The following is a 22,919-nucleotide window of genomic DNA, read 5'->3' as shown; positions in this document are numbered from 1 at the left end:
CGTTATTGATTAACTGGAGAGGCAGGATCAAGCAGTAAAGCCATGACATCCTGAATCTGCTGCTCATTTAAGAGCTTGAAGTGCGCAAATCGCGGCATATTACTGCAGGCGTTGTACGCCTTGGAGTTATTGATGCGATTCCAAGTATATGTAACCACTTCAGGTGAGTAACCGCGCATTTTTCCGTAACCAGTCAATGATGGCCCAATGTTTCCATAAGAAATCTCTTTAGGGTCGATCTGGTGACAGTTATAGCAACCACCGCCAATTACGGTATCAGCCTTATCAGTCCAGGTTGCACCGCGCCCACTTTGCGCAATCTTCTCGCCATTCTTCCAGTCGCCAATATATTTGCCATCAGACGGCTGCTTAATAGAATCCATATTGATTTTCTGAATCTTGTCGCGCATCTTCTCACCCTGCTTGCTATTAGCAAACACAGGATCAGAGCAAAACTTTTGCGTAGCGTCTTGATCAATGCGATCTAAGCCTGCTATACCCTGAGCTCTAAAGCTATCGGCCATCATCTTATTGAACTTTGGATCATTCTTTTGTTGAGCCACAGCTACGTTTTGCAGCAAGCTTGAAGCAACAATAAATCCAGCAATAGTTAAGAGCTTTTTGATGTTTGTATTTTTCATGATCTTTGTCTCTTATCTCTTAACGCTTTAATCCAGGAGTTTCAACTGTTCCGCCATTTGCGGTCTTTGACATATACATAGACAAAGCAATCGTCACATCTGAACCATAAATTGGGAATGGGAAACGCTGCTGACGATAACAATCGTTCAGGCGCTGTTGCATTGTCCAGAACTGACCGCTAGAAACGCGATACGCTGGCCAGTAACCCCAACCCATAGCGGCACCTTTTTGCTCCGTTAAGTTAGGCAAATCTTGCAAACGAATACGTTTACCGTTTTCAGCATGGCAAGATGCACATGAGAAATCCATTGGGCCACCCTGGAAGAAGAATGCGCGCTTACCGAGCTCATACATTTCTTTTTCTTTTGGATGATTCGTGCTCACCTTAATTTTGTCGCCTTTAGATGCAGTGACTACATAAGCAACAATCGCCTCCATATCCTTTTTAGGACCTTTTTGGAATGGAGCATCAATCATTTCTTGCGGATCACGACCTTGAAGGACTTGCATACAAGTCATCAAACGTGATTCGAGATCTTGCACTTTATTTGTATCTTTAAAGTAGCGCGGCAACTGTGCTGCTGCGCCCTTCACAACACCAGCCCCTAGACCTAAATCACACTTCTCAAGAGTAGCATTTTTAGGACCTGCGGGTTTTTTCCATAGATCTTCACCAGCTGCTTCATAAAGCTCTGAAGGGTTGCCATCAGCGATCATCTCGCGATATTTAGCGATATCGTCTGTTGCACTTTTTTGCGCAGAGACTGACGATGACACTGCTAATAAGGTGGCCAACAATCCAGAGGCCAGCCCTAAAGTTAATTTACGCTGCATTTGCAACCCTTTCAAAACTCAGGTGATAGTAAAAATCTATGGGGACGAGCAATTAAGAAGCGGTTGCTTCGTCGGTGCGCTTGTCACCCTTGCTATCTACCCAGCTCACAACAATCTTGTCGCCCTTAGCACCCTTGTATTTGAAGTTCAAGAATGGATCCTTAGAAACCGCTGGACCAAATTGACCATTCAATACATCTTTGCCATTTGCTTTGACATTGATTGTGCTGATGAACCAAGCTGGAATTGTCTTGCCGGAAGCGTCTTTACGCTGACCAGATTCCATGTCGTGTTTCATCAAAATTTTTACATCCACAATTCCACCGTTCTCAGCAGCTCTAACGCGCATTGGATCAGCCATGTTTTCCTCTTGTAATCTAGTAATTAATTAATGGTTTTCAGATAAGTTGGGGTATTAACCGCCGCAACCACCTAAAGTTACTTTCACTTCCTTAACGGACATACTCCATTTGCCATCAGCTTTTACCAAGGCGTATACATTGGAGGTCTGACCCATCTTGATACGGGTAGTAACAAATGACTCGGTGCCCGCAGGAATGAAGAATTGAGCAGCTAAGGCACTTGGGTTTTTCTCAACCAAGATGGCCATTTGCTCTGCTTTGAGAGTGGTTGTAATGCCAACTGGCACTACTGCACCGTTTTCTGCAATGTCAGGGGCATTCAAAGTGACTGCACCAGACTTCTCTGGGCTACCTGCACCCAAGATCTTAAATACATCGTCAAGGCTCTTGCCTTCAAAAGCGGCTTTATTCCACTCCTGTGCTTGGGCCACGCTAATAAGACCCGCAGAAGCCATCAAGCCAAATACGGCCGAATATTTCAATAAACTGCGTCGCTGCTGATTCATAAAAACTCCTTTATTAATCTCTTACTGTGAATATATTATCTGCTTTCTAATAAACCATACTGGTAATTACTTAAGCGCCCCTTATTTGCCCCCTGAAAGCACCCATTCAACTAGTGCTTTACGATCTGCATCTGACAATTGCGCTTGTGGTGGCATCGGAATTGAACCCCAAACTCCAGCTCCACCATTCTTAACCTTGGCCATCAATTTATCTACAGCGCCACTTTGATCTTTATATTTAGCCGCAATATCTGCTATGGATGGTCCGACCAACTTAGCATTTGGGGCATGGCAGGCAGAGCAATTCTCATTCTTAAATAACGCTGCAGCACCTTTAGGGGCATTGGCATGAGTATCTTTAGCATGCGCTAAACCTTCTCCCGCTGCACCAGGTAGCTTTGCAATTGGTGGCTTTGTCGTATCAGCACCACGATACGGGCCATACATACGATTTTGATCTGCGATATTGCCATGAGCATCACGCGCAAAATCAGGCAAAGTAGAACCGATTTGAACAAACGCTACACAATTATTCATACAAGCAGAACCATTGACATCAGGTTTGTCTTTTACATTCCAGAAGCCATGCTTTCTTGTCATGCCGTTACGGTTAGGCATTTTTGCTTGAACTTCAGCAATATTAGTATTGCTGAGAACGAAATCATCTGGAACCACTTCGCCAATGCTCAAGATAAAGGCCACTAAAGCATACGTATCATCGGGAGTTAAAGACCTAGGCGCATTCCATGGCATTGCACGATAGATGTAATCCCACAAAGTAGAAACAGTAGGAACCTTCATTAAAGTGGTTCGCTGTGGCTGCTTCATATCTGCAAGAGAAGCCACTCTTCCGGTCTTAACATCATCCTTGGTCGTGCCGCCAGTAATCGGCGTAAAGATCTCATTTGACTCACCGAAAATACCGTGGCAACTAGCGCACTTGGCTTCCCAAATTGTCTGTCCTTGTTCAACTGAACCAGATCCTTTTGGCAATCCTTTGAAATCAGGACGCACATCAATATCCCATGCCGCTACTTCAGCTGGGGTGGCATTACGACCAACTCCAGGAAACTTAGCAGAACCCTGCGTTCCTTGCGCATAGGCAAGATTAGCCACCAATAATGCTGCGGACAACAGCCCTAAACGAGCAATCGATTTACCCAACTTGTACATTGCTCACCTCGCCGTTTGAATCTAATTTCCAAGACTGAATTGCATTGTTGTGATAAATCGAACGCGTACCACGAACATTACGCAACGTTTTAATTGAAGGTTGGATGTAACCTGTGTCATCAACCGCTCTAGATTGCAATATTGCAGGCGATCCATCCCAAACCCAATCAATATTGAAGCGAGTAATTGACTTGGTGAGCACAGGTGTCTCGAGACGCGCTTGACGCCAGTTATTGCCACCGTCAAATGAAACGTCTACACGCCTAATCTTGCCGCGACCAGACCAAGCCATGCCACTCACGTTATAGAAACCTTTGTCGAGCAATTGCTGACCGCCTGAAGGCGTAGTGATAACTGATTTGCATTCCTGGATAGAAGCATACTGACGGTGAATACCATCTGGCATAAGCTCAATATAGTGAACGGCTTCATCTTTTGCATTCCAAGGCATATCGCCCACTTCAAGACGACGCAACCATTTAACCCAGCTAACGCCTTGTACGCCTGGAACCACCAAGCGCAATGGGAAACCGTTTTCTGGACGGAGCATCTCGCCATTCATACTCCAGGCGACGATAGTGTCATCTAGGCAGCTTTCCAAATTGATAGTACGAGTCATGCCAGAACCATCACCACCTTCAGCAAGTAAGAACTTGCCTTTTTTCAAATCGGCACCGCACTCATCAAGCAATACTTTCAGTGGTACGCCTGTGAATTCGCAGCAGGACAACATGCCGTGTGTATATTGCACTGTAGGAACAGCAACGTTACCCCACTCCAAACCAGTGTTAGCTCCACACTCAATAAAGTGAGTACGAGAAACTGAAGGTAAACGCATCAAGTCGTTCATCGTAAAGACGCGAGCATTTTTCACCATACCGTTCACCATCAATCGATGGGTCTCAGGATTTAAGTTGTACCAACCCTGATGATGGCGCTCAAAGTGCAAACCGTTTGGAGTAATTGTTCCGAACAAGCCCTGCAAAGGTGTAAAGGCAACAGATGCTGCTGATACACGCGTTAAGCCAGGTGACTCACGGCGAATTAAATTAGCCTCGTAAATTGAAGGGACGCCATAAGGCATGGTGGCAACGTTCTTACCAAGCGTTGTTTGCCATTCTTGTTTTTCTAAAATTGCTGGGTCGCCCTCGCCTGCAGCAAACGCCAGTGGTGCAGCCAATCCTGCTGCCGCTCCGCCAACTGCAGACATGAAGCCTTTGCGCAAGAAGCCACGGCGCGTTTCATCAAGGCCATTGGCATTGATGTCGGCAATTAACTCTTGAGAGATAAAGTGCTCTGGTGCTTTAACTAAGCGGGCTCTATTTACCGACTTTTCAACTGCCGAGATATCCTCGACACTTAATTCAATTTGCTTCTTAGTCATTTGACCTCTACTTGAAAAGTGATTTACTGCAAAACTTAATGAATACCTTCAGCAATCTTTGCGCAGACTGACTGACACATTTCTACAGTTGCATTGTCTGCAATTGAGTAATAAACCGTTACACCCTCTTTACGTCTGAGCAATATTCCCGCTTTATGCAAGGCCAAAAGATGCCTTGAAACATTCGCCTGACTTGAGCCACACATTTCGACTACTTCAGAAACGGACTTTTCTCCACTGCAGACTGAATACATGATGCGAAGGCGCGCTGGTTCAGACAGCACATTGAAATAGGTGGCGACCTGAGAAAATACTTTCTCCATCTGTTTCGGAGATAAGTTTTTGGTCGCTTTTTGAACCCTAGATTTCACCTAAATCATCGCCTTGTAGTATATATGCATGTATACGCATATATTGGACTCCTGAAGTAGCTAAATCGGTATAGTGAGTTACCCTATATTGCTTAGCAATACAATCAAAACGATGGATATAGACGCAATCCTTCTTTCGCTAAAGCTGGCAGTTTGGACTTTGGCTCTCATCATCCCTTTTGGGGTTTGGGTAGCCCATAGCCTGCTTAGCCTCAATAGAAGCAAGCCCTGGGTAGAAGCAGCCTTAGCTCTCCCACTCGTTCTGCCACCTACTGTTTTGGGCTATTACCTGCTGGTTGGCCTGGGTGGGAAGAGCTTCTTGGGCTTTCCATTAGTTTTTTCCTTTACCGGCATCTTGATAGCCTCCCTCATAGTCAACCTACCTTTTGCCATACAGCCCATTCAGCGCGCCTTTGAAGCGATTAATCCAGAAATACGCGAAGCCGCCCAAGTAAGCGGCCTATCCAATTGGCAAATCTTTCGTTTAATTGAGCTTCCGCTGGCCTGGAGAGGCATTACCAGCGCTGCCGTGCTGACTTTTGCCCATACCCTGGGTGAGTTTGGCGTTGTCCTGATGGTTGGAGGCGCCATTCCAGGAGAAACAAAAACGGTATCCATAGCTATATACGACAAGGTGCAGAGTTTTGATACTGCCGGCGCTGGGGCGCTTGCTTTGCTTCTTCTAGGCATTTCACTGCTTGCGATTGCCCTCTCTTATGGCGTCTTTGGAAGAAGAGCCGCCCCACAGAGCAAAGGGAGAGGCTAATGCTCAAACTCAAAATTAACCAAACCCTCCCTAATCCATTGCAAATTAACTTAGACTGCGCTCCTGGTCAATTGCATGCACTTGTAGGGCCGTCTGGTAGCGGCAAGACTAGCACCCTTAGAACTATCGCCGGACTGAGTCAAGCGAAGTTCGGAAAAATTGAGTGTGATGGAGAAACCTGGTTTGAAGCGAGCGAACTTTCAGGGGTAATTAAAAACCTAGCCCCAGCACAACGCTCTTGCGGCTTCTTATTTCAACAGTACGCCCTCTTTCCGCATCTTTCGGCCATTGAGAACGTCATCATCCCGCTGCAAAACTCCGCCTATGAAACGAATGAACGCAAAGCAATCGCCCAAGATTGGTTAAGTCGCATGGGGATTGCCGAACTTGCCCATCGTTTACCAAACCAACTTTCGGGTGGGCAACAGCAGAGAGTCGCATTAGCTCGAGCACTAGCGCGGCAGCCCAAAATTTTGTTATTGGATGAACCATTCTCCGCAGTGGATGCGCCAACGCGTCAGAGTCTTTACAAAACCCTTGCTGACTTACGCAAGGACTTGAACATTCCCATTCTGCTAGTAACCCATGATTTGCGCGAGGCGGACCTGCTGGCTGACCGCATTACCGTTATTGATAATGGAATTAGCCTGCAAACGGCTCCACCACAAGTCTTATTCCAAAGACCCAGAAACTCACGCGTAGCTGAGTTGGTAGGCATCAGCAATATGTTTCATGGAATATTTAATGCAGGAAATCTCACTTGGGATGGTTGTAAAAAAACGTTTACTGTGGCTGACAAAGGAAAGATTCCCCCAAACGCGCAAGTTGCTTGGGTGATTCCACAGGATGGATTAAGGGTCTTTAACGCACCAACCCCTGCCAGCATTCCAGCTACTACCGTAGAAATTAGCAGCTTAGGTCAAATTGCCGTTGTGCAGCTACAAATTCAAAATAGTGCGCACAAAATTGAATGGGTTGCTTCAGCATCTGAAGTTAAAAGACTGAGCATGGAAGTTGGCAGTCTAATGCATATTGAATTCGATGGACATCAAATTCATATCATGCCCCTGCGCCCCATTAATGATCCAAGACGATTTGTAGATCATTAATACGCAACACATGACATCGTCATGAGCATAAAGTTAAATCTACTTTTAGCAACTAGGCCTGCATTTCTCACAATCACACTGCTGGGCTGCTTGATAGGCCTTGCATTACCTAGCGCTACCAAGGCAACTTTTGGAATTAACTTTCTAGCCCTCAGCTTGGCTCTTTTTGCTCACGGAGCAGCTAACCTACTAAACGATTACTTCGATCACCTCAACGGATCTGACCAGAATAATGAAGATCGCATTACCCCATTCACCGGGGGCAGTCGCTTCATACAAAACCAGATATTCAAACCGAGGCAAATACTTCTGCTTGGTATCACCCTCATCTTATTAAGCGCAGGATTGGGCCTCTATTTATGCTCACAAACTACATGGCATCTAATTCCCCTTGGAATGATTGGGATATTTATAGCTTGGGCATATTCTGCCCCTCCTTTTGAGTTGATGTCTAAAGGAGTTCTTGGTGAATTAGCAATCTCAATAGCTTGGTCACTTGTGGTCATTGGTTTTGCCAGCATCCAAATAAACGCTATTGCATACGAAGCAATTCCAATTGGTGTTGCGTTCGGATTAATTGTGTCCAATATATTGTTGGTCAATCAGATTCCCGATATTAGGGCTGACCAACTTGCGCATAAACTCACGCTTGCAACACAAACTACTCGCAATGAATTAGCTCGTTGGTATCTAACTGTAATTGCCTGCTCTTATGCACTGCAGATGATTGGCATCCATTACTTTGAATTGCCAAAGGCAGCTCTCATCACGCTCCTCCCTTTGCCAATATTTTTGTACTGCGCAAAAGAGGTTTCAGCGGAGATAAGCGAGAAAGAGAAAATGAAGAGGTTGATTTTGAATAATTTAGTAGCCATTCACCTTTACGCACTGCTTTTATTCTTTGGGCTACTGTGGGTCTAATTGATTGGATATAGAAGTCTTTTATCCAAGTTTCGGTGATAAAAAATAAGGGGCAACTAAGTGCCCCTTATTTGCTTTTGCTGAAGCAGCTTATTTACAGCAACCGCCACCGCCACAAGAAGAATCAGTACCGCAAGTATTAATTCCCAACAATGGATAGGCCGGGCAGAATCTAAATAGACCCGTTGCAAGCGGTACTACACCAATCCAGCCCCAGACACCAACAGTGCCAGTTGCAGCCAGGCCAATTAATACCAGGCCCACCACCATACGTAACATACGATCAATACCGCCAACATTGCATTTCATATTAAAGCTCCTTTTAAATTATTTACTACAGTAATTTTGATAAAGCACATTCATCACTTCTAAGGCAACATGATTGGAATGCGAGTAATAAATTTGCTTACCCTCTCTTCTGGTTTTCACCAACGCTTCATTCCTTAAAACGGTAAGCTGCTGCGATAAGGTTGGTTGCTGAATATCAAGGGATGCCTCCAGCTCACCCACACACTTCTCCCCTTGACTAATTTGACACAACAACATCATCCGATCGCGATTAGAAAGAACCTTCATCAAGCGACAGGCATCATCTGCTGATGACTGCATCTTTTGTAGATTGATGTTGGTGGCAAGAAGAGACATGACACGCAACCTTAGTTAAGCGGAACGCCTACCAATGGACGACCTTCAAGAGTCCAAAGATATAAGGAGCCGTCATACAGCTTGGTGGATTTATTACCTACCAGCTCTGACAATACAAACCAACCACCAGCTGCCAAATGGCCGCTATTGCAATAACTAATGGCTGGTGATTTTGGATTAATGCCGTTTGCTGTCAACAATGCGTTATAAGTGTTTTTATCCCAAAAATACAGTGCACCCTTTGAAGTTTTTGCCAACAACTCTGGGGCCAATTCTTTTGCGCCAGCAATGTGTCCATAAGCACCTACATAGTCACGCTTGCTTAAGCCGAAAAATTGAGCTGGTTGACGAGCATCAATCAAATTCACCTTACCGCTTTTTGATGCAGAGGCTACTTGCTCTGAATTAGCAATCAATTCTTTACGCTCAGCTTTTGCAGTCCAGTTTCCACCGGTCTTGGTTGAGGGGCTCACTACAAAATCACGACCTTCAGCAAGCCAGCCTGCCATGCCACCATCTAAAACGGCAATATTGTCTTCACCATAAACCTTGAACTGCCAATAGGCTCTTAGGGCTTCGTCCACATCGGAAATATCCAATCCAATTGGTACCAAAACGATAGGCTTGTCAGAGTTAACGCCAACAGCTTGAATAATTTTTTCAAAATCTGCCTTTTCAGGAATCAAGTATTTAATCTTTTTTCCATCAATCATACGATCAGCTCTAACCTTTTTAAAGTCTAACAAGCTAGAGTCTGAAATATGGCCGCCAACCTCTACTAGCACCTTTTTTCCAGTCTTTTTATCGACTTCAAATTCAGGGCTACGTACATAGCTAGCCACATCGCCTCTTACCTCCAAAATTTGCACCTCAGATTGGTTTGCAGCAAGCCAATCAGCACTAACCACTGGCCCAGGCAATGTAATAGCCTGCACGAAACTTACCATGCTAGCCAAGACAAGAGCTGCTGCCCATTGAATCTTTTTCATTTCTACTCCCTTATGAATTAACTACCAATAAATTCTCTGAAAGACGACCTAGCAGATCAATCTTGCACTCCGTTAACACATGATGCTTTCTAGAATTCAGCACAAGTGCACGACCACCAAACTCAACCTCCATTGATGCAATCTTTTGATCGCGATCCACAATCAATTTTTCAATATCTGTACTAAATAATTGAATAAGTGCACCAATCCAGTTGCTTACTGGTGCCATACGACCTTTGACCGCCATCTCAAAGCTCTTTAAGGACTTGATGACCAAGTCCGAATCGATCATTTCCTCGCCTGTGACCCACTGATTTGTTGTAAATAAACGGGTTGGTAAGCCCTTTTGATTTAATGCAATGCCAATAAGATGATGAAAGCTCTGTGCGTCCCGTTTGATCACATGAAAATGTCCATGCTCTCCATCGGGCATCTCATCAGCTGAATGCGCATGGTAATAAAACTCATAGCCACTATTCACATCAGCTAAGTCATTGTTCGGATAATGCTGCCACTCAACAAAATCCTTGGCACCGCATAAAGCAGCTTCATTCAATGTACGCCCAGATTTAGCGTACTGCATTTGAATGCTTGCCAGCTTCTGAGCGGCTAACCAAAGATTGGATTGAGTGAGCATTTAAAAGTTACTCCGCTGCCTTACGCTTCTTTGGCCCACAAGGATTGGCTGGCCCACATGGGTTAGCTGCCTTTTTCTTTGCTGGACCACAAGGATTGGAGGCTTCTTTTTTAGGACCGCAAGGATTCTTTTGCTCAGAGCTTGTTGGGTTCGCAGGCGCATCAGCAGAAAGGGCGAGCGGTGCTGCAGATAAACCCGCCAAGGCAAGCGCCAATGCAGCTACAGTAGATTTCTTAGACATATTTTTCCTTTTAATGATTAAGCTTGAGAACTAACAGGACCTTTGGATTTCTTCTCCATCCAAGAGCCCAAGACAAAAACACCAACGGCCGCGAAAATCATTCCGACATCAATCGACCAATCTGAGATATTGAAAGCATCTGGCAATGAATCCGCTTTAGTAAATTCGCCTAAAGTAGTTAACGCCTCTATGCTTGGATAAATAGCTGCAAAAAATACGGTACCCAAAAGCAGGCCAAGCAAAAAGATTGCTGCGTCAATGCGACCAGACATTAAACCAACTACTGATGTTCCAGGGCAATACCCACCAATTGCGAAGCCAGCACCAACAAGCGCCCCACCTAAGGCAGCTGCACCCAAGAAAGTTGGCGGGACAAACAAACTACCAGCATCAACCAGCCCAGTCTTTTCTAAGACCATGAGCCCTAGCGCAGCAAACACAATAGCGGTGAACATGACCTTAAACACGGACCAATCCGTTAGTCGAAATTGGCCAGTTAACTTATTGGGATTGCCAAAACCCGCACGCTCCAAAACGAAACCAAATGCAGCGCCTAAAAGAAGCCCCGAAAGAATTTCGCTCATCTTATTTCCCCTCTTTCAAGAAGCGGCTTACTAATAAACCCACCGCAAAGAATGTGCCAAGGAAAGTAAATCCAGCCAAACTAAGTACCGCGGCGCCAGATAAACCCAGACCACTAGTACATCCTGCAGCAACACGTGCTCCAAAGCCTGCCAAGATGCCGCCAAATAATGCGGTGATAGGACGCTTAGATCCTCCGAGAAACTTCTTTCCATCCAATTGAATGTAAATTCTCTTTGCTAGGAATGCAGATAACAATGCACCTAAAGCCACTCCGATCACCTGCCAGGTAATCCAAGCATTTAAAGGCTTGCCTTCTTCTACCATTCCACCCAAATAATCATTTGCATTGGTAGCAACTGGTGCGACATACATTCCAACCCATGCAGTCAAACGGGTAGTAAATCCCGTTGCCCCAAGCCCATGACCTGTGACTACAAAAGTTGCCAATAGAACCATTCCAAGCAGGATGCCTGCTAGCAATGGGTTCATATACGGCGCTGGTTTCGCCTGCCCTGCTTTATTTACCATCTTTACTGACCTCATTTAAGGTTTAAATAATATATACAATTATATATTATCAATTTAAACTGCAATGTCAATAGGCATAAGCAAACAAGTCGACAGAATTTGATCTACATCATGAATGAATGGGTCTTCATACAGGGGTTAGGGAATAAAAAAGGGAGCCGTGGCCCCCTTCGAATTTCGGGTCTTAAGTTAATAAGATTAGAACTCGCCTTTTACGGTTGTTAATCCCAATGCATCCCAATCCAACATGCCGCCACGATAGTAATAAATCTTCGTTGCCGGGAAGCCATCGCGTGTCATCGCCGCCATTGCCATTGGGCTTTGAGGACAAACAGGACCGTTACAGAATGCATAAACCTTCTTAGCCTTAGAGCAATCCCACTTAGTTGATCCAGCAGCAGGCTTTTTGCAACCTAACTCATCCATGCGCATAGCAACTTCTGTATACGGTATACCAACTGAGCCAGGGATTGTTCCCTTTACGCGGTCATCGACAACGCGCATGTCTACCACTATTGAATCTTTGTCATTCAATGCATTAAGCACATCGATCTCATCAACTGGAACAACGCCCTTGATAGGAATCAATGGCTGCAACCAGCCTTTATTCTTGGCACAAGGCGTCATCACACGAGTGATTTCTACCGGACCCTTTGGGGTGTTAACGACAAATTTGGTGGATTTATCAATAATCTGCAGTAGCTCAGGACTTGCAGGTGCAGCAGATTGTGCTGATACGAGGCCTGAAAACAACATCAGACCAAGAGAAATAAACTTTTTCATAAAACCCTCTATGTATTATTTTGTCACAAAACGGTGATTTAAATGCTTATATACGCATTTATGCATATTTACATAGTGTGAGGCCTAGACTTGCTAAACTTAATACAGAGAAACCCCTATTGTTGAAGGTGTTATCCCCTTTAATATCCAACATAGCTAGTTATTCGAACTTTTTTACTCACCTGAACACTGGAGTCTTTATGAAGAATAGTCGTCGTCAATTTATGATTTTGTCTGCTGCTGGTGCCTGCACATTGGCATTGAACGGTAAAGTTCAAGCCCAAGCAATGGTTGCTGAGACCGACCCACAAGCTGCTGCCTTGGGATATAAGGCAGTTGCAACTGCCGTAGATAAAGCGAAATACCCTAAATATGCAGCTGGTCAAGAGTGCGATAACTGTGCTTTGTTCCAAGGTAAAGTGGGTGATGCTACTGGCGGCTGCTCTTTGTTCGGCACCAAGAAAGTTGCTGGCAAAGGCTGGTGCTCTGCTTACGCTAAGAAGGCTTAATTAAAGATTTAGTTAAGCACTAAGGCAAAAAAGACTGCTACGGCAGTCTTTTTTATTATCTATTGCCCATGTGCTATTAGCACTAAGATCCTGCTTGAGAAAAGCTTTTAAGCTTTTCCACATTCGGAATCTGAATAGTCAGCCTGCTGATATTGGAGATCAACCCCTGCTCGGCCATTGAGGCAAGAGCCCTGCTGATGGTCTCAAACTTCACATCCATCATTAAGCCCATATCCTCACGCTTAAAGAGAGGTGCAACCGCCATGTCTCCAGACACCTTTGCAACTCTGAGAAAAAAGCGGGCCAAGCGCACCTCAATTCGACCAGTATTGATTTCAGAAAACCAGGATTCAGATTGAGCCAAAGCTTCACCCCATTTTTTAACTATCTGGCGGTGTAGACGTGGCGACTCTTCACCTAGGCTGGAGATGATTGCTTTTGGAATGCGGCATAAATGAACATTCGATAAAGCGCTAGCGGAATGAGCATAACTCTCCTCCAGCAAGGCTTCCATACCAAATAAGTCTCCAGGCATAACTAATCGCACGATTCTGCTGGAGCCATCCGAATTAACATGCAATAACTTGATATACCCTTCTCGCAATGTATACAGATGCTCTGCAGACTCACCCTGTATGTAAATGCCTGAATTGGCTTCAAAGCGGAGATCATCAATAGGTGAATGAATTTTGGAAAAATCTTCCTCATTCAATTCGGCAAATAGTGCCGAGCTACGAATAGAACATGCATTGCAATCGCTGTTACCCTGCCATGCACTTTTAATTTCAATGGTCTTCATAAGAGAAAACTCACTTTTTAGCAACCAAACCTAAGATTGCGGACATACCGGTATGCCTTGGGCCCTCGGAGAGCTCTTTCTCGTAACTTACTAGCTCAAGAACCTGAAACTCTTTCGCAAGATCCCGGATTAACTCCTCTGTGTAGAGATGCTCTATTAAGCTTGGTCCACCAGTTTTATATTCCAATTGCTTTGGTGTGTAGCCTTGCAGAATAAAGATGCCGCCTGGCTTCAAAGCTTCGTAGCTCTGTTTGAAGATGCGCTCGCGCATAGCGGGATCGGCAAACTGGATAAAGATACCAATCACTGCATCATATGTATTAGCTTGCCATGTAAAACTATCAGTATCTGAGAATGAATACTCAACCTCGACTTGATTGTCTTTAGCAAGCTGCTTTGCTTTAGCCAGCGCAATATCAGATGCATCGAATCCAATAACTTGCATTCCTTGTTTAGCAAGCCAGACACCATTGCGCCCCTCACCATCGGCGATGCAAAGGACTTTATCTTTTGACTTCAGATACTGACTTGTCTTTTCAACAAGATATTCATTGGGCTCTTTGCCAAAGATGAATTCTTCTTTATCAAAGCGCTCATTCCAGAACTGGGTAGCATCAGCAAAACTCATTGGGATATTCTTTTCAACTTGAGTTTTATTTACTTCTTTAAGCCGCCAACCAAGTCATTCTTGAGATCATTAATATTCTCCAGGCCCACTGCAATACGCACCAAGCCATCCGTGATACCAGCAGCTATTCTGGCTTCAGGAGGCACGCGGCAATGCGTTGTTGTTGCTGGATTGGTTATGGTTGTGCGCGTGTCACCTAGGTTTGCTGTAATCGAGCAAAGCTTGGTTTGGTTAATGAGCTTGAATGCGGCTTTCTTGCCGCCTTTTAGAGTGAAAGACAGAATCGCCCCGCCCTCTTTTTGCTGGCGCTTAGCCAATGCATACTGAGGATGTGACTTCAAGCCTGGATGGTATACGCGCTCGACACCAGGCTGCTTCTCTAACCATTGAGCCAAGGCGAGTGCATTCTGACTTTGTTGCTTCATGCGAAGCTCTAAAGTCTCTAAGCCTTTCAGGAACACCCAAGCATTAAATGCGGACAGCGTTGGGCCTGCAGTGCGGACATATGGGAATACTTTGCCCATGATGAAGTCTTTGCTACCCACGATCGCACCGCCAACTACCCTGCCTTGGCCATCTAAGTACTTAGTAGCCGAATGAATGACGACATCAGCACCCAACGCCAATGGTTTCTGTAAGGCTGGCGTGCAGAAGCAATTATCCACAGCAAATAATGCTTTTGCTTTTTTGGCGATCTTTGAAATTGCTTTGATATCCGCAATCTCAGTCAATGGATTGGAAGGCGTCTCTAGATAAAAGAGTTTAGTGTTTGGCTGGACAGCAGCTTGCCATGACTTGGTATCAGCCAAATCAACATAAGTCGTCGTAATGCCAAAGCGACCCAAGATATTGGTGAACAACTGGATCGTTGCACCAAATACGGAGCGAGAGCAAACAACATGGTCACCTGCCTGCAGATGCGCCATCGCCAATGTCATGATGGCAGCCATTCCAGAAGCAGTGGCAATACAAGCCTCACCACCCTCTAGAGCAGCCAAGCGATCCTGGAACATACTGACTGTTGGATTAGTAAAGCGGGAGTAGATAAATCCTTGATCAGCGTGAGCAAAACCATCTGCTGCTAATTCAGCGCTATCAAAACAGAAACTTGAAGTGAGGAACATTGCCTCGGAGTGTTCTTGATACTCAGCAGTACGACGTGTGCCAGCGCGGACCGCTAGAGTCTCTAGGGCCAGCTTAGAAAAATCCGGTTTTTTGCGTGTGGTTTTGCTCTTCATACTGCTATTTTGACACCGAATTGAGGAATTGCCTCGTGTGAGGCAATATCCTGTCGCTTTTTAGTCTTCGGTAGCTAAATGAAGGTGAAGCTGGGAGCGGGCAAAATCGCTCGAATCCTTCTGGCGATCAGCCTTAGCAGCTGAAGTATTTCTGGCAGCTTCTAAAGCATCCAAATAGGACTCAGTAATATCGCCCGTGATGTAATTTCCATCAAAACAAGAGGCTTCAAACTGCTGAATATTGGGATTAATATCCCGCACCGCCTGTTTCATATCCTCAACACTTTGGTAGATGAGTTGATCTGCACCAATCATCTTGTTGATTTCTTCATCAGTACGGCCATAAGCAACCAATTCACTACGCGTAGGCATATCAATGCCGTAGACGTTCGGGAAACGTACTGGAGGCGCAGCAGAAGCAAAGATCACCTTCTTGGCACCAGATTCACGAGCCATCTGCACGATCTCGAAAGATGTCGTTCCACGTACGATGGAGTCATCTACGATCAATACAGTCTTATCTTTAAACTCGATACGCATCGCATTGAGTTTTTGACGAACTGATTTCTTGCGCACAGCCTGCCCCGGCATGATGAAGGTGCGACCGATATAACGGTTTTTAAAGAAGCCTTCGCGGTAATCCACACCTAAGTTCTTGGCAACCTGCATTGCTGCTGGACGGCTTGAGTCCGGAATCGGCATCACTACATCGATCTCGTCGACATTGGTCTCTTTGCGAATCTTCTCAGCCAAGTAATCACCCATGCGCATGCGCACGTTATAGACGGTGACGCCATCGATGGTGGAGTCTGGACGAGCCATGTAGACATACTCAAAGATACAAGGAGTAAGCACTGCATTAGGTACGCACTGACGTGAATAGAAATTGCCATCTAAATCGATATAGATTGCTTCGCCTGGATTGACGTCACGTACAAATGTGAATCCCAAACCTTCGAGAGCAACAGATTCGGATGCAATCATCCACTCAGGACCTTGCGGTGTATCAATACGTCCGATACACAAAGGACGAATGCCGTACTGATCTCGGAAAGCCAACAAACCATAGCCGGCTATTAATGACACAACTGCATAAGAACCTTTAACGCGACTAGTGACACCAGTAACAGCATTAAACATCGCGCCCTCATCGAGCGCTGCACTATTGGTTTCTTTTTGTAGTTCGTCAGCCAATACGTTCAGCAATACTTCAGTATCAGAACTCGTATTAATGTGACGACGATCACGATAAGCCATCTCAACACGCAGACTTGGCGCATTGGTTAAATTGCCGTTATGAGCCAGGATGATGCCGTATGGTGCACTGACATAAAAAGGTTGCGCCTCTTCTTCACTGCTAGCTGAACCAGCAGTTGGATAACGCACCTGACCAATACCTGCATTACCTACTAAGCTACGCATATTGCGTGTTCTAAAAACATCTCGCACTAAGCCATTGGCTTTATGCATCGTGAACGAGTTGCCGTTCATCGTCGCAATACCTGCGGCATCTTGACCGCGATGTTGCAAAAGCAACAAGGCATCATAGAGAAGTTGATTTACTGGTGAGTGGGAAACAGTTCCGACGACGCCGCACATATCTCTAGATTCCTATTGTTAATTTAGGAGTAATGGTAGGGGTAACTTTAGGCATAGCATCACCCAATTGCTTTGCCCAGTCAGCAGGAAGCCAACCTTTAATTAAACCGGTTGCCATATCAATTGCTGGTCTGGTAATGGCATTTTTCCAGGCCATGCTTTGCGGAATGGGTGTGAGCGCAGCCAAGGTGGCAAGCACTACAACAATCAGGCCGCCACGAATTACACCAAAAATCAAACCCAAGAAGCGGTCAGTCAAACTCAGTCCTACAGACAGAATAATTTTTTGCACTACTCCACCAAACAAGCCACAGATGATGAGTGTCAATATAAATAAAATAAGGAAGCTCACACCCAAACTCAGTAGCTCATCTAGATGAAATGTAGAGAGCCACTCGGTAGATAGGTAATTGCTATAGTGATAGGCAACCCAGGCCGCAGCAAACCAAGATGCTAAAGCAAGCACCTCTTTAAACAGGCCGCGTGAGATACCAACCAAAGCGGAGATCAAGAGCACAACTAGGGTGAAGTAATCCACCGATGTTAGCTTGAGGGTGGATAAGTATTCCATTACTGCTTACCGGATTCGACGAGTCTTGGTGACAGACCCATCGCCTTAATTTTCTTCTCCGCTGCTTCGGCGGATTCTTTATCGGTGTATGGTCCTGCACGCAGTACATACAACTTAGCGCCATCAGTACCAGTCTTATTTAAGACATAGTTTGGAATCTTTTGATCTTTGAGTTTTGCAATCCAACCCTTGGCACGCTCTTCCGATGCAAAGGCGCCAATCTGAATAACGTACTTACCTGAACCGTTTGTAGTGGCAGGTTTAGTTGCGTCATCTGTTTTTGGTTTGTCTGCTTTGGGAGCGCTGGTAGCAACCACCTCTTCACCCGCCGCCAAACCCAATGTGCCAGATTTATTTACTGCAGGTGGCGCTGGTTTAGTGTCAGCTTTTGCTTCTTGCTTAGTTTCAGGCTTAGATTCGGTTTTTACTTCTGGTACTGGCACCGGTGTAGCAGCGACTTTTGGAGCTTCTTTAGCAGGCTCAACCGGTACTTCTGCTTTTGGCCTTTCTTCAGGCTTGGTTTCGGTACCCGGGATCGGCAAGCTAGTCACAATGTTGACGGCGATATCATTTGGCGCAGACTTTGGTTTGCTATCCAAAATACGAGGCAGGCCAACTACGGCAATTAAGACCAACACAGCTGCGCCTATCAAACGATGACGCGCTCTTTGTTGTTCCGGATCTTCGGTTAGGGCTAACTCTTCAGCCTCTGCTGCCCGTTGAAAACTCCGTGGCGCGGCTCTTTTGGCGGTGCGACCACCCCTTGAATCAAATTCAAGGTCATCAGACTGGGTTTTTCGCTTAAAAAAGCTTGGTAAACGAATCATGGATCAGTGGGCCTGGTTGTTTCGGTAAGTCATTACGCCTGCAACGGTATAGAAGGATCCGAAGGTGACAATTCTATCACCCTCACCAGCCTGAGATAGCGCTTTTTGATACGCTAAAGAGGGATTTTCAAAGATTTCAATGCCACCGTCTAACCCATTTTTAGGCTTTACACCCATGCTTTCAAGCTTCTGAGCAAGGAACTGACCTGAAGCCGCCCTAGGAGTCGGCAAATCTGTGCAAAACCAGAAATCTACGATATTCAGGAGGGGTTTGATGACACCTTCGATGTCTTTGTCGGCCATTGCCCCAAAAATGGCATAGGTATAGGGGTGATAGCCCATCTTATCCATACCCTGAGCCAAGGTAGCTGCGGCATGGGGGTTGTGAGCCACATCCAAAATGACCGTAGGCTGCCCAGGTAGCACCTGAAAGCGACCAGGCAACTCCACTAAGGCAAAGCCATTACGTATGTCCTGAGCACTCACAGGCAAGCGCTGATGCAAAGCCATTAAGGCGGCAATAACAGCAGATGCATTGAGAATCTGATTTGCGCCACGCAGTGCTGGATAACCAAGACCACTAAAGCGCTTATTACGCCCTGCCCAACCCCACTGCTGTTTATCGCCTTGGAAGTTGTAATCACGCCCCTGCAACCAAAGATCACAACCCAGCTTTTCAGCATGGTCGATAAGCGTTTGTGGAGGCACAGGGTCACCGCATACTGCAATATGACCCGGGCGGAATATGCCCGCCTTCTCCAATCCAATCGCTTCGCGTGTACCGCCTAAGAAATCTGCATGATCAATATCGATGCTGGTTACGATCGCACAATCAGCGTCAACAATATTGACTGCATCCAAACGACCGCCCATTCCAACCTCCAATACAACAGCATCTAGATTCGATTTAGAAAACAGATGCATGATGGCTAAAGTGGTGAACTCAAAATAAGTCAACGTTGGCGCATCGACCAAGCTGACGCGCGCTTTTTCTACAGCAGCAAAATGCTCAAGCAAGACATTGTCTTTAACATCCTCACCATTGATACGAGCACGCTCATTAAATTGCAGTAGGTGTGGTGAAGTGTGGCAACCAACGCGGTAACCGGATGCGAGGAGAATGCTTTCCAAGAAGGCGCAAGTGGATCCTTTGCCATTGGTGCCAGCAACCGTGATCACTGGACAATCGAAATGCAAATCTAATGCAGCCTTCACGCGATTGATACGCTCAAGCCCCATATCGATACCGACAGGGTGAGCAGTTTCGAGGTGGCTAAGCCAAGCCTCTAGGCTAGAAAATAAAATGGGGGCTTGGTGTGCTGAGCTCAAGCGCTTAAACGGCTGCGCTACCCGCTATTGCAGGCTCAGGAAGCTTTTGCAGCAAAGCCAGCAAACGGGCAATTTCACCGCGCATCTGACGACGATCAACAATCATGTCAATACCGCCCTTTTGCATCAAGAATTCTGAGCGCTGGAAACCTTCTGGCAATTTCTCACGAACAGTTTGCTCGATCACGCGTGGACCTGCAAATCCAATCAAAGCCTTAGGCTCAGCCATCACTACATCGCCCATAAAAGCAAAGCTGGCTGAGATGCCGCCCATCGTTGGGTCGGTAAGAACGCTGATGTATGGCAAATCTTTTTTAGCTAACAAGGTCAACATAGAGTTGGTCTTGGCCATCTGAAACAGAGATAACAAACTCTCTTGCATACGTGCACCACCAGTAGCGGTTACGCAAATAAATGCACACTTCTTATTAATCGCTTCTTGAACACCGCGGGCAAAGCGCTCACCCACTACAGAACCCATCGAGCCACCCATGTATTGGAATTCAAAACATGCAGCAACTACGGGAATCGTTTCAATCTTTCCGCCCATCACAATCAGAGCTTCAGATTCACCAGAAGCATCGTTTGCTTCTTTAATACGATCTGGATATTTTTTGGAATCTTTAAACTTCAGTGGATCGGTTGGATAAATATCAGCGCCAATTTCGTAGCGACCTTTTTCATCTAACAAGCTATCCAAGCGTAGACGCGCACCTATGCGCATGTGGTGACTACATTTAGGGCAAACCGATAAATTCGCTTCGATGTCAGTGCTGTAGAGAACGGTTTCGCAACCAGGGCACTTAACCCACAATCCCTCAGGAACTGATTTGCGATTCGCAGGATCAGTGTGTTGAATTTGGGGTGGGAGTAATTTATCTATCCAGCTCATTAGTTTTTAACTATCCAATGCGACGCGAATCTCACGAATGAAGGTTTCCAGTGATTGTACCGCCTGGCCAGGGGGCGCATCCTCTAAAAGGCGAATAATTCGGCTACCAATCACCACGGCATCGGCGCTAGCCGACACAGCCTTGGCGCTAGCGGCATCGCTAATTCCGAAGCCTACAGCGATTGGAATATCGGTTTCTTCGCGGATTTTCGGGATGATACTGGCTACGTCCTGGGTATTGAGGTGGGATGCACCTGTAACGCCCCGCATAGAAACGTAATAGATATAACCAGAAGCTATTTTGGCAGCTTCTTTTATACGCTCATGGGATGAAGTAGGTGCCAATAAGAAAATCGGATCAATGCCAGCAACGCGCATACGGGCCGCGAAATCAACACACTCCTCCGGTGGATAGTCCACTACCAAAACACCATCAACACCGGCAGCTTTTGCCTCTGTAGCAAAACGTTCTGCTCCCATTTGCTCAACCGGATTTGCATAGCCCATCAACACCACTGGAGTGTTGGCATCCTTCTTGCGAAACTCTTTCACCATCTCTAAGCAACTATGCAAAGTGACGCCATGCGTTAATGCGCGCTCTGATGATCTTTGAATGACGGGGCCATCAGCCATTGGATCTGAAAATGGCACACCTAATTCGATCACGCTTGAACCACCGCGTACCAATGCATGCATAAGTTCAACAGTTTGTTTTGGATCTGGATCGCCAGCAGTAATGAAAGGAATTAATCCTTTTTTTCCCGTTGATTTTAGCTCCTTAAAGAGCGCAGTAATTTTTGACATAGCTATTTTATTTTTTCTATTTTTGTTTTTTCTTTTTAGCCTTCGGAGCCAGTTGCTTGAGCAACGGTATGCATATCTTTATCACCACGACCAGATAGGTTCACCAAGATCGTTTTGTCTTTTGGCAAGGTCTTAGCCAACTTGCAGGCATAGGCAATAGCATGAGAAGACTCAAGCGCAGGAATGATGCCTTCAATACGGCAGCAATCATGGAATGCTTGCAATGCTTCTTCATCTGTAATTGCCACATAGTCTGCGCGACCAGAATCTTTTAACCAAGCATGCTCAGGGCCTACTCCTGGGTAATCCATGCCAGCAGAAACGGAATGGGTTTCAGAGATCTGACCATTCTCATCTTGCAATAAGTAAGTACGGTTGCCATGCAATACGCCAGGCTTACCAACGCACAAAGCAGCTGAATGTAGACCACTGCCCAAGCCATGACCCGCTGCCTCAACACCAACAAGTTTTACCTCGGGGTAATCAATGTACGGATAGAAAATACCCATGGCATTTGAACCGCCACCCACACAGGCGAGAACAAAGTCCGGTTGACGACCAGTCATCTCTGGCATTTGCACTTTGCACTCTTCACCAATCACGCTTTGAAAATCTCTCACCATCATTGGATAAGGATGCGGTCCTGCAACAGTGCCAATAATGTAGAAAGTATTGTCAACGTTTGTAACCCAATCGCGCATCGCTTCGTTCAGCGCATCTTTCAAAGTCTTAGTGCCGGATTCCACTGGAACCACTTTGGCGCCGAGCAACTTCATACGAAATACGTTTTGCGCCTGACGAGCAACGTCAACAGAGCCTTGATAGACCGTACAGTCCAAACCAAAACGCGCGCAGATAGTAGCTGTGGCAACCCCGTGCTGCCCTGCCCCAGTCTCAGCAATGATGCGGGGCTTGCCCATACGCTTAGCCAACATTGCTTGGCCAATCACGTTATTAATCTTGTGTGCACCAGTGTGATTTAAATCTTCACGCTTTAGGTAGATCTGCGCACCACCGAGCATTTCACTCCAACGCTTGGCGTGATAAACCGGTGATGGTCTGCCTACAAAGTGTTTGAGTTCGTAATGAAACTCTTCAATGAATTCTGGATCGTGTTGATATTTTGCATAGGCTTCCTTCAACTCATCTAATGCATACATCAACGTCTCAGAAACAAATACGCCACCATAGGGACCAAAGTGTCCTCGTGCATCTGGCTTATCGTACATAACTACCTCTTTTGATTT

General features: G+C 45.8%; 29 protein-coding genes. 4 read left to right on the top strand and 25 right to left on the bottom strand.

Annotation, left to right across the window (positions count from 1 at the left end):
- Positions 1-2: 2 nt before the first annotated feature.
- From soxX to PKF022_RS04220, 7 genes are all read right to left on the bottom strand, one after another.
- A complete protein-coding gene (gene soxX, locus PKF022_RS04250; protein ID WP_281777352.1) occupies positions 3-641 on the bottom strand; it encodes a sulfur oxidation c-type cytochrome SoxX in 639 nt (212 codons plus the stop codon).
- A 19-nt stretch (positions 642-660) separates the two neighbouring features.
- Positions 661-1,476 (bottom strand): sulfur oxidation c-type cytochrome SoxA, encoded by an 816-nt coding sequence (gene soxA, locus PKF022_RS04245; RefSeq protein ID WP_281777351.1) that lies wholly within the window; start codon positions 1,474-1,476, stop codon positions 661-663.
- Between the two features lie 52 nt (positions 1,477-1,528).
- Positions 1,529-1,837, bottom strand: coding sequence for a thiosulfate oxidation carrier complex protein SoxZ (gene soxZ / locus PKF022_RS04240; protein WP_068321433.1), 309 nt, complete (start codon positions 1,835-1,837; stop codon positions 1,529-1,531).
- Positions 1,838-1,891: 54 nt separating this feature from the next.
- The gene (gene soxY / locus PKF022_RS04235) at positions 1,892-2,344 is read right to left on the bottom strand and encodes a thiosulfate oxidation carrier protein SoxY (protein WP_215361666.1); all 453 of its coding nucleotides are present in this window, start codon (positions 2,342-2,344) and stop codon (positions 1,892-1,894) included.
- Between the two features lie 81 nt (positions 2,345-2,425).
- Complete coding sequence (locus PKF022_RS04230) at positions 2,426-3,517, bottom strand: c-type cytochrome (RefSeq protein ID WP_281777350.1); 1,092 nt, start codon at positions 3,515-3,517, stop codon at positions 2,426-2,428.
- Positions 3,501-4,901 (bottom strand): sulfite dehydrogenase, encoded by a 1,401-nt coding sequence (gene soxC / locus PKF022_RS04225; protein WP_281777349.1) that lies wholly within the window; start codon positions 4,899-4,901, stop codon positions 3,501-3,503. The genes PKF022_RS04230 and soxC overlap by 17 nt, the downstream gene beginning before the upstream one ends.
- Positions 4,902-4,936: 35 nt before the next feature.
- Positions 4,937-5,224 carry a metalloregulator ArsR/SmtB family transcription factor gene (locus tag PKF022_RS04220; RefSeq protein WP_281777348.1) on the bottom strand — a complete coding sequence of 96 codons (288 nt, stop codon included), beginning with the start codon at positions 5,222-5,224 and terminating at the stop codon, positions 4,937-4,939.
- A 160-nt stretch (positions 5,225-5,384) separates the two neighbouring features.
- Between PKF022_RS04220 and modB the strand changes: the two genes are divergently transcribed.
- Genes modB through PKF022_RS04205 form a run of 3 tightly spaced genes read left to right on the top strand, consistent with a single transcriptional unit; the run spans position 5,385 to position 8,068 of the window.
- The gene (modB, locus tag PKF022_RS04215) at positions 5,385-6,038 is read left to right on the top strand and encodes a molybdate ABC transporter permease subunit (RefSeq protein WP_281777347.1); all 654 of its coding nucleotides are present in this window, start codon (positions 5,385-5,387) and stop codon (positions 6,036-6,038) included.
- The gene (locus PKF022_RS04210) at positions 6,038-7,147 is read left to right on the top strand and encodes an ABC transporter ATP-binding protein (RefSeq protein ID WP_281777346.1); all 1,110 of its coding nucleotides are present in this window, start codon (positions 6,038-6,040) and stop codon (positions 7,145-7,147) included. The genes modB and PKF022_RS04210 overlap by 1 nt, the downstream gene beginning before the upstream one ends.
- A 21-nt stretch (positions 7,148-7,168) precedes the next feature.
- Entirely contained in the window at positions 7,169-8,068 is a 900-nt protein-coding gene (locus tag PKF022_RS04205; RefSeq protein WP_281777345.1) for a prenyltransferase, read from the top strand.
- Between the two features lie 90 nt (positions 8,069-8,158).
- Here PKF022_RS04205 and PKF022_RS04200 read toward each other — a convergent pair whose 3' ends face one another.
- From PKF022_RS04200 to PKF022_RS04165, 8 genes are all read right to left on the bottom strand, one after another.
- Complete coding sequence (locus tag PKF022_RS04200; RefSeq protein ID WP_216231688.1) at positions 8,159-8,377, bottom strand: DUF2892 domain-containing protein; 219 nt, start codon at positions 8,375-8,377, stop codon at positions 8,159-8,161.
- Between the two features lie 18 nt (positions 8,378-8,395).
- Positions 8,396-8,713: a metalloregulator ArsR/SmtB family transcription factor gene (locus PKF022_RS04195; protein WP_281777344.1), complete on the bottom strand. Its 318-nt coding sequence runs from the start codon at positions 8,711-8,713 to the stop codon at positions 8,396-8,398.
- Between the two features lie 11 nt (positions 8,714-8,724).
- Positions 8,725-9,702 carry a rhodanese-like domain-containing protein gene (locus tag PKF022_RS04190; RefSeq protein ID WP_281777343.1) on the bottom strand — a complete coding sequence of 326 codons (978 nt, stop codon included), beginning with the start codon at positions 9,700-9,702 and terminating at the stop codon, positions 8,725-8,727.
- A 10-nt stretch (positions 9,703-9,712) separates the two neighbouring features.
- Complete coding sequence (locus PKF022_RS04185) at positions 9,713-10,339, bottom strand: hypothetical protein (protein ID WP_281777342.1); 627 nt, start codon at positions 10,337-10,339, stop codon at positions 9,713-9,715.
- A 7-nt stretch (positions 10,340-10,346) separates the two neighbouring features.
- A complete protein-coding gene (locus PKF022_RS04180; RefSeq protein ID WP_281743416.1) occupies positions 10,347-10,580 on the bottom strand; it encodes a hypothetical protein in 234 nt (77 codons plus the stop codon).
- Between the two features lie 17 nt (positions 10,581-10,597).
- Positions 10,598-11,164 (bottom strand): DUF6691 family protein, encoded by a 567-nt coding sequence (locus PKF022_RS04175; RefSeq protein ID WP_281777341.1) that lies wholly within the window; start codon positions 11,162-11,164, stop codon positions 10,598-10,600.
- A gap of 1 nt (position 11,165) precedes the next feature.
- The gene (locus tag PKF022_RS04170) at positions 11,166-11,693 is read right to left on the bottom strand and encodes a YeeE/YedE thiosulfate transporter family protein (protein WP_281777340.1); all 528 of its coding nucleotides are present in this window, start codon (positions 11,691-11,693) and stop codon (positions 11,166-11,168) included.
- A gap of 198 nt (positions 11,694-11,891) precedes the next feature.
- Complete coding sequence (locus PKF022_RS04165; RefSeq protein WP_216231681.1) at positions 11,892-12,476, bottom strand: rhodanese-like domain-containing protein; 585 nt, start codon at positions 12,474-12,476, stop codon at positions 11,892-11,894.
- A gap of 200 nt (positions 12,477-12,676) precedes the next feature.
- Here PKF022_RS04165 and PKF022_RS04160 point away from each other — a divergent pair, with 200 nt between their 5' ends.
- Positions 12,677-12,985: a high-potential iron-sulfur protein gene (locus PKF022_RS04160; protein ID WP_216231680.1), complete on the top strand. Its 309-nt coding sequence runs from the start codon at positions 12,677-12,679 to the stop codon at positions 12,983-12,985.
- Positions 12,986-13,067: 82 nt separating this feature from the next.
- On the opposite strand, the gene PKF022_RS04155 is transcribed toward PKF022_RS04160, so the two are convergent.
- From PKF022_RS04155 to trpB, 10 genes are read right to left on the bottom strand one after another with little or no spacing between them, the layout of a single operon-like run.
- A complete protein-coding gene (locus tag PKF022_RS04155) occupies positions 13,068-13,784 on the bottom strand; it encodes a Crp/Fnr family transcriptional regulator (protein WP_281777339.1) in 717 nt (238 codons plus the stop codon).
- Positions 13,785-13,794: 10 nt separating this feature from the next.
- Positions 13,795-14,412, bottom strand: a complete 618-nt coding sequence (locus PKF022_RS04150) for a class I SAM-dependent methyltransferase (RefSeq protein ID WP_281777338.1) — start codon at positions 14,410-14,412, stop codon at positions 13,795-13,797.
- Positions 14,413-14,441: 29 nt separating this feature from the next.
- Positions 14,442-15,650 carry an O-succinylhomoserine sulfhydrylase gene (locus PKF022_RS04145; protein ID WP_281777337.1) on the bottom strand — a complete coding sequence of 403 codons (1,209 nt, stop codon included), beginning with the start codon at positions 15,648-15,650 and terminating at the stop codon, positions 14,442-14,444.
- Positions 15,651-15,710: 60 nt separating this feature from the next.
- Entirely contained in the window at positions 15,711-17,249 is a 1,539-nt protein-coding gene (purF, locus tag PKF022_RS04140) for an amidophosphoribosyltransferase (protein WP_216231676.1), read from the bottom strand.
- A 4-nt stretch (positions 17,250-17,253) separates the two neighbouring features.
- Positions 17,254-17,820 (bottom strand): CvpA family protein, encoded by a 567-nt coding sequence (locus tag PKF022_RS04135; protein WP_216231675.1) that lies wholly within the window; start codon positions 17,818-17,820, stop codon positions 17,254-17,256.
- The gene (locus PKF022_RS04130; RefSeq protein WP_281777336.1) at positions 17,820-18,647 is read right to left on the bottom strand and encodes an SPOR domain-containing protein; all 828 of its coding nucleotides are present in this window, start codon (positions 18,645-18,647) and stop codon (positions 17,820-17,822) included. Before PKF022_RS04130 ends, PKF022_RS04135 begins: the two co-directional genes overlap by 1 nt.
- A 3-nt stretch (positions 18,648-18,650) precedes the next feature.
- The gene (gene folC, locus PKF022_RS04125) at positions 18,651-19,976 is read right to left on the bottom strand and encodes a bifunctional tetrahydrofolate synthase/dihydrofolate synthase (protein WP_281777335.1); all 1,326 of its coding nucleotides are present in this window, start codon (positions 19,974-19,976) and stop codon (positions 18,651-18,653) included.
- 4 nt (positions 19,977-19,980) lie between these two features.
- Positions 19,981-20,868: an acetyl-CoA carboxylase, carboxyltransferase subunit beta gene (gene accD / locus PKF022_RS04120; protein WP_281777334.1), complete on the bottom strand. Its 888-nt coding sequence runs from the start codon at positions 20,866-20,868 to the stop codon at positions 19,981-19,983.
- A gap of 6 nt (positions 20,869-20,874) precedes the next feature.
- Positions 20,875-21,672 carry a tryptophan synthase subunit alpha gene (gene trpA / locus PKF022_RS04115; protein ID WP_281777333.1) on the bottom strand — a complete coding sequence of 266 codons (798 nt, stop codon included), beginning with the start codon at positions 21,670-21,672 and terminating at the stop codon, positions 20,875-20,877.
- Between the two features lie 35 nt (positions 21,673-21,707).
- Positions 21,708-22,901 (bottom strand): tryptophan synthase subunit beta, encoded by a 1,194-nt coding sequence (gene trpB, locus PKF022_RS04110; RefSeq protein WP_068321388.1) that lies wholly within the window; start codon positions 22,899-22,901, stop codon positions 21,708-21,710.
- Positions 22,902-22,919 lie beyond the last annotated feature (18 nt).

It is taken from the genome of Polynucleobacter sp. KF022 (assembly GCF_027924105.1).
Lineage (GTDB): Bacteria > Pseudomonadota > Gammaproteobacteria > Burkholderiales > Burkholderiaceae > Polynucleobacter.
The sequence above is the reverse complement of the archived record's forward strand: the minus strand, read 5'-3'. Positions and strand labels throughout refer to the sequence as shown.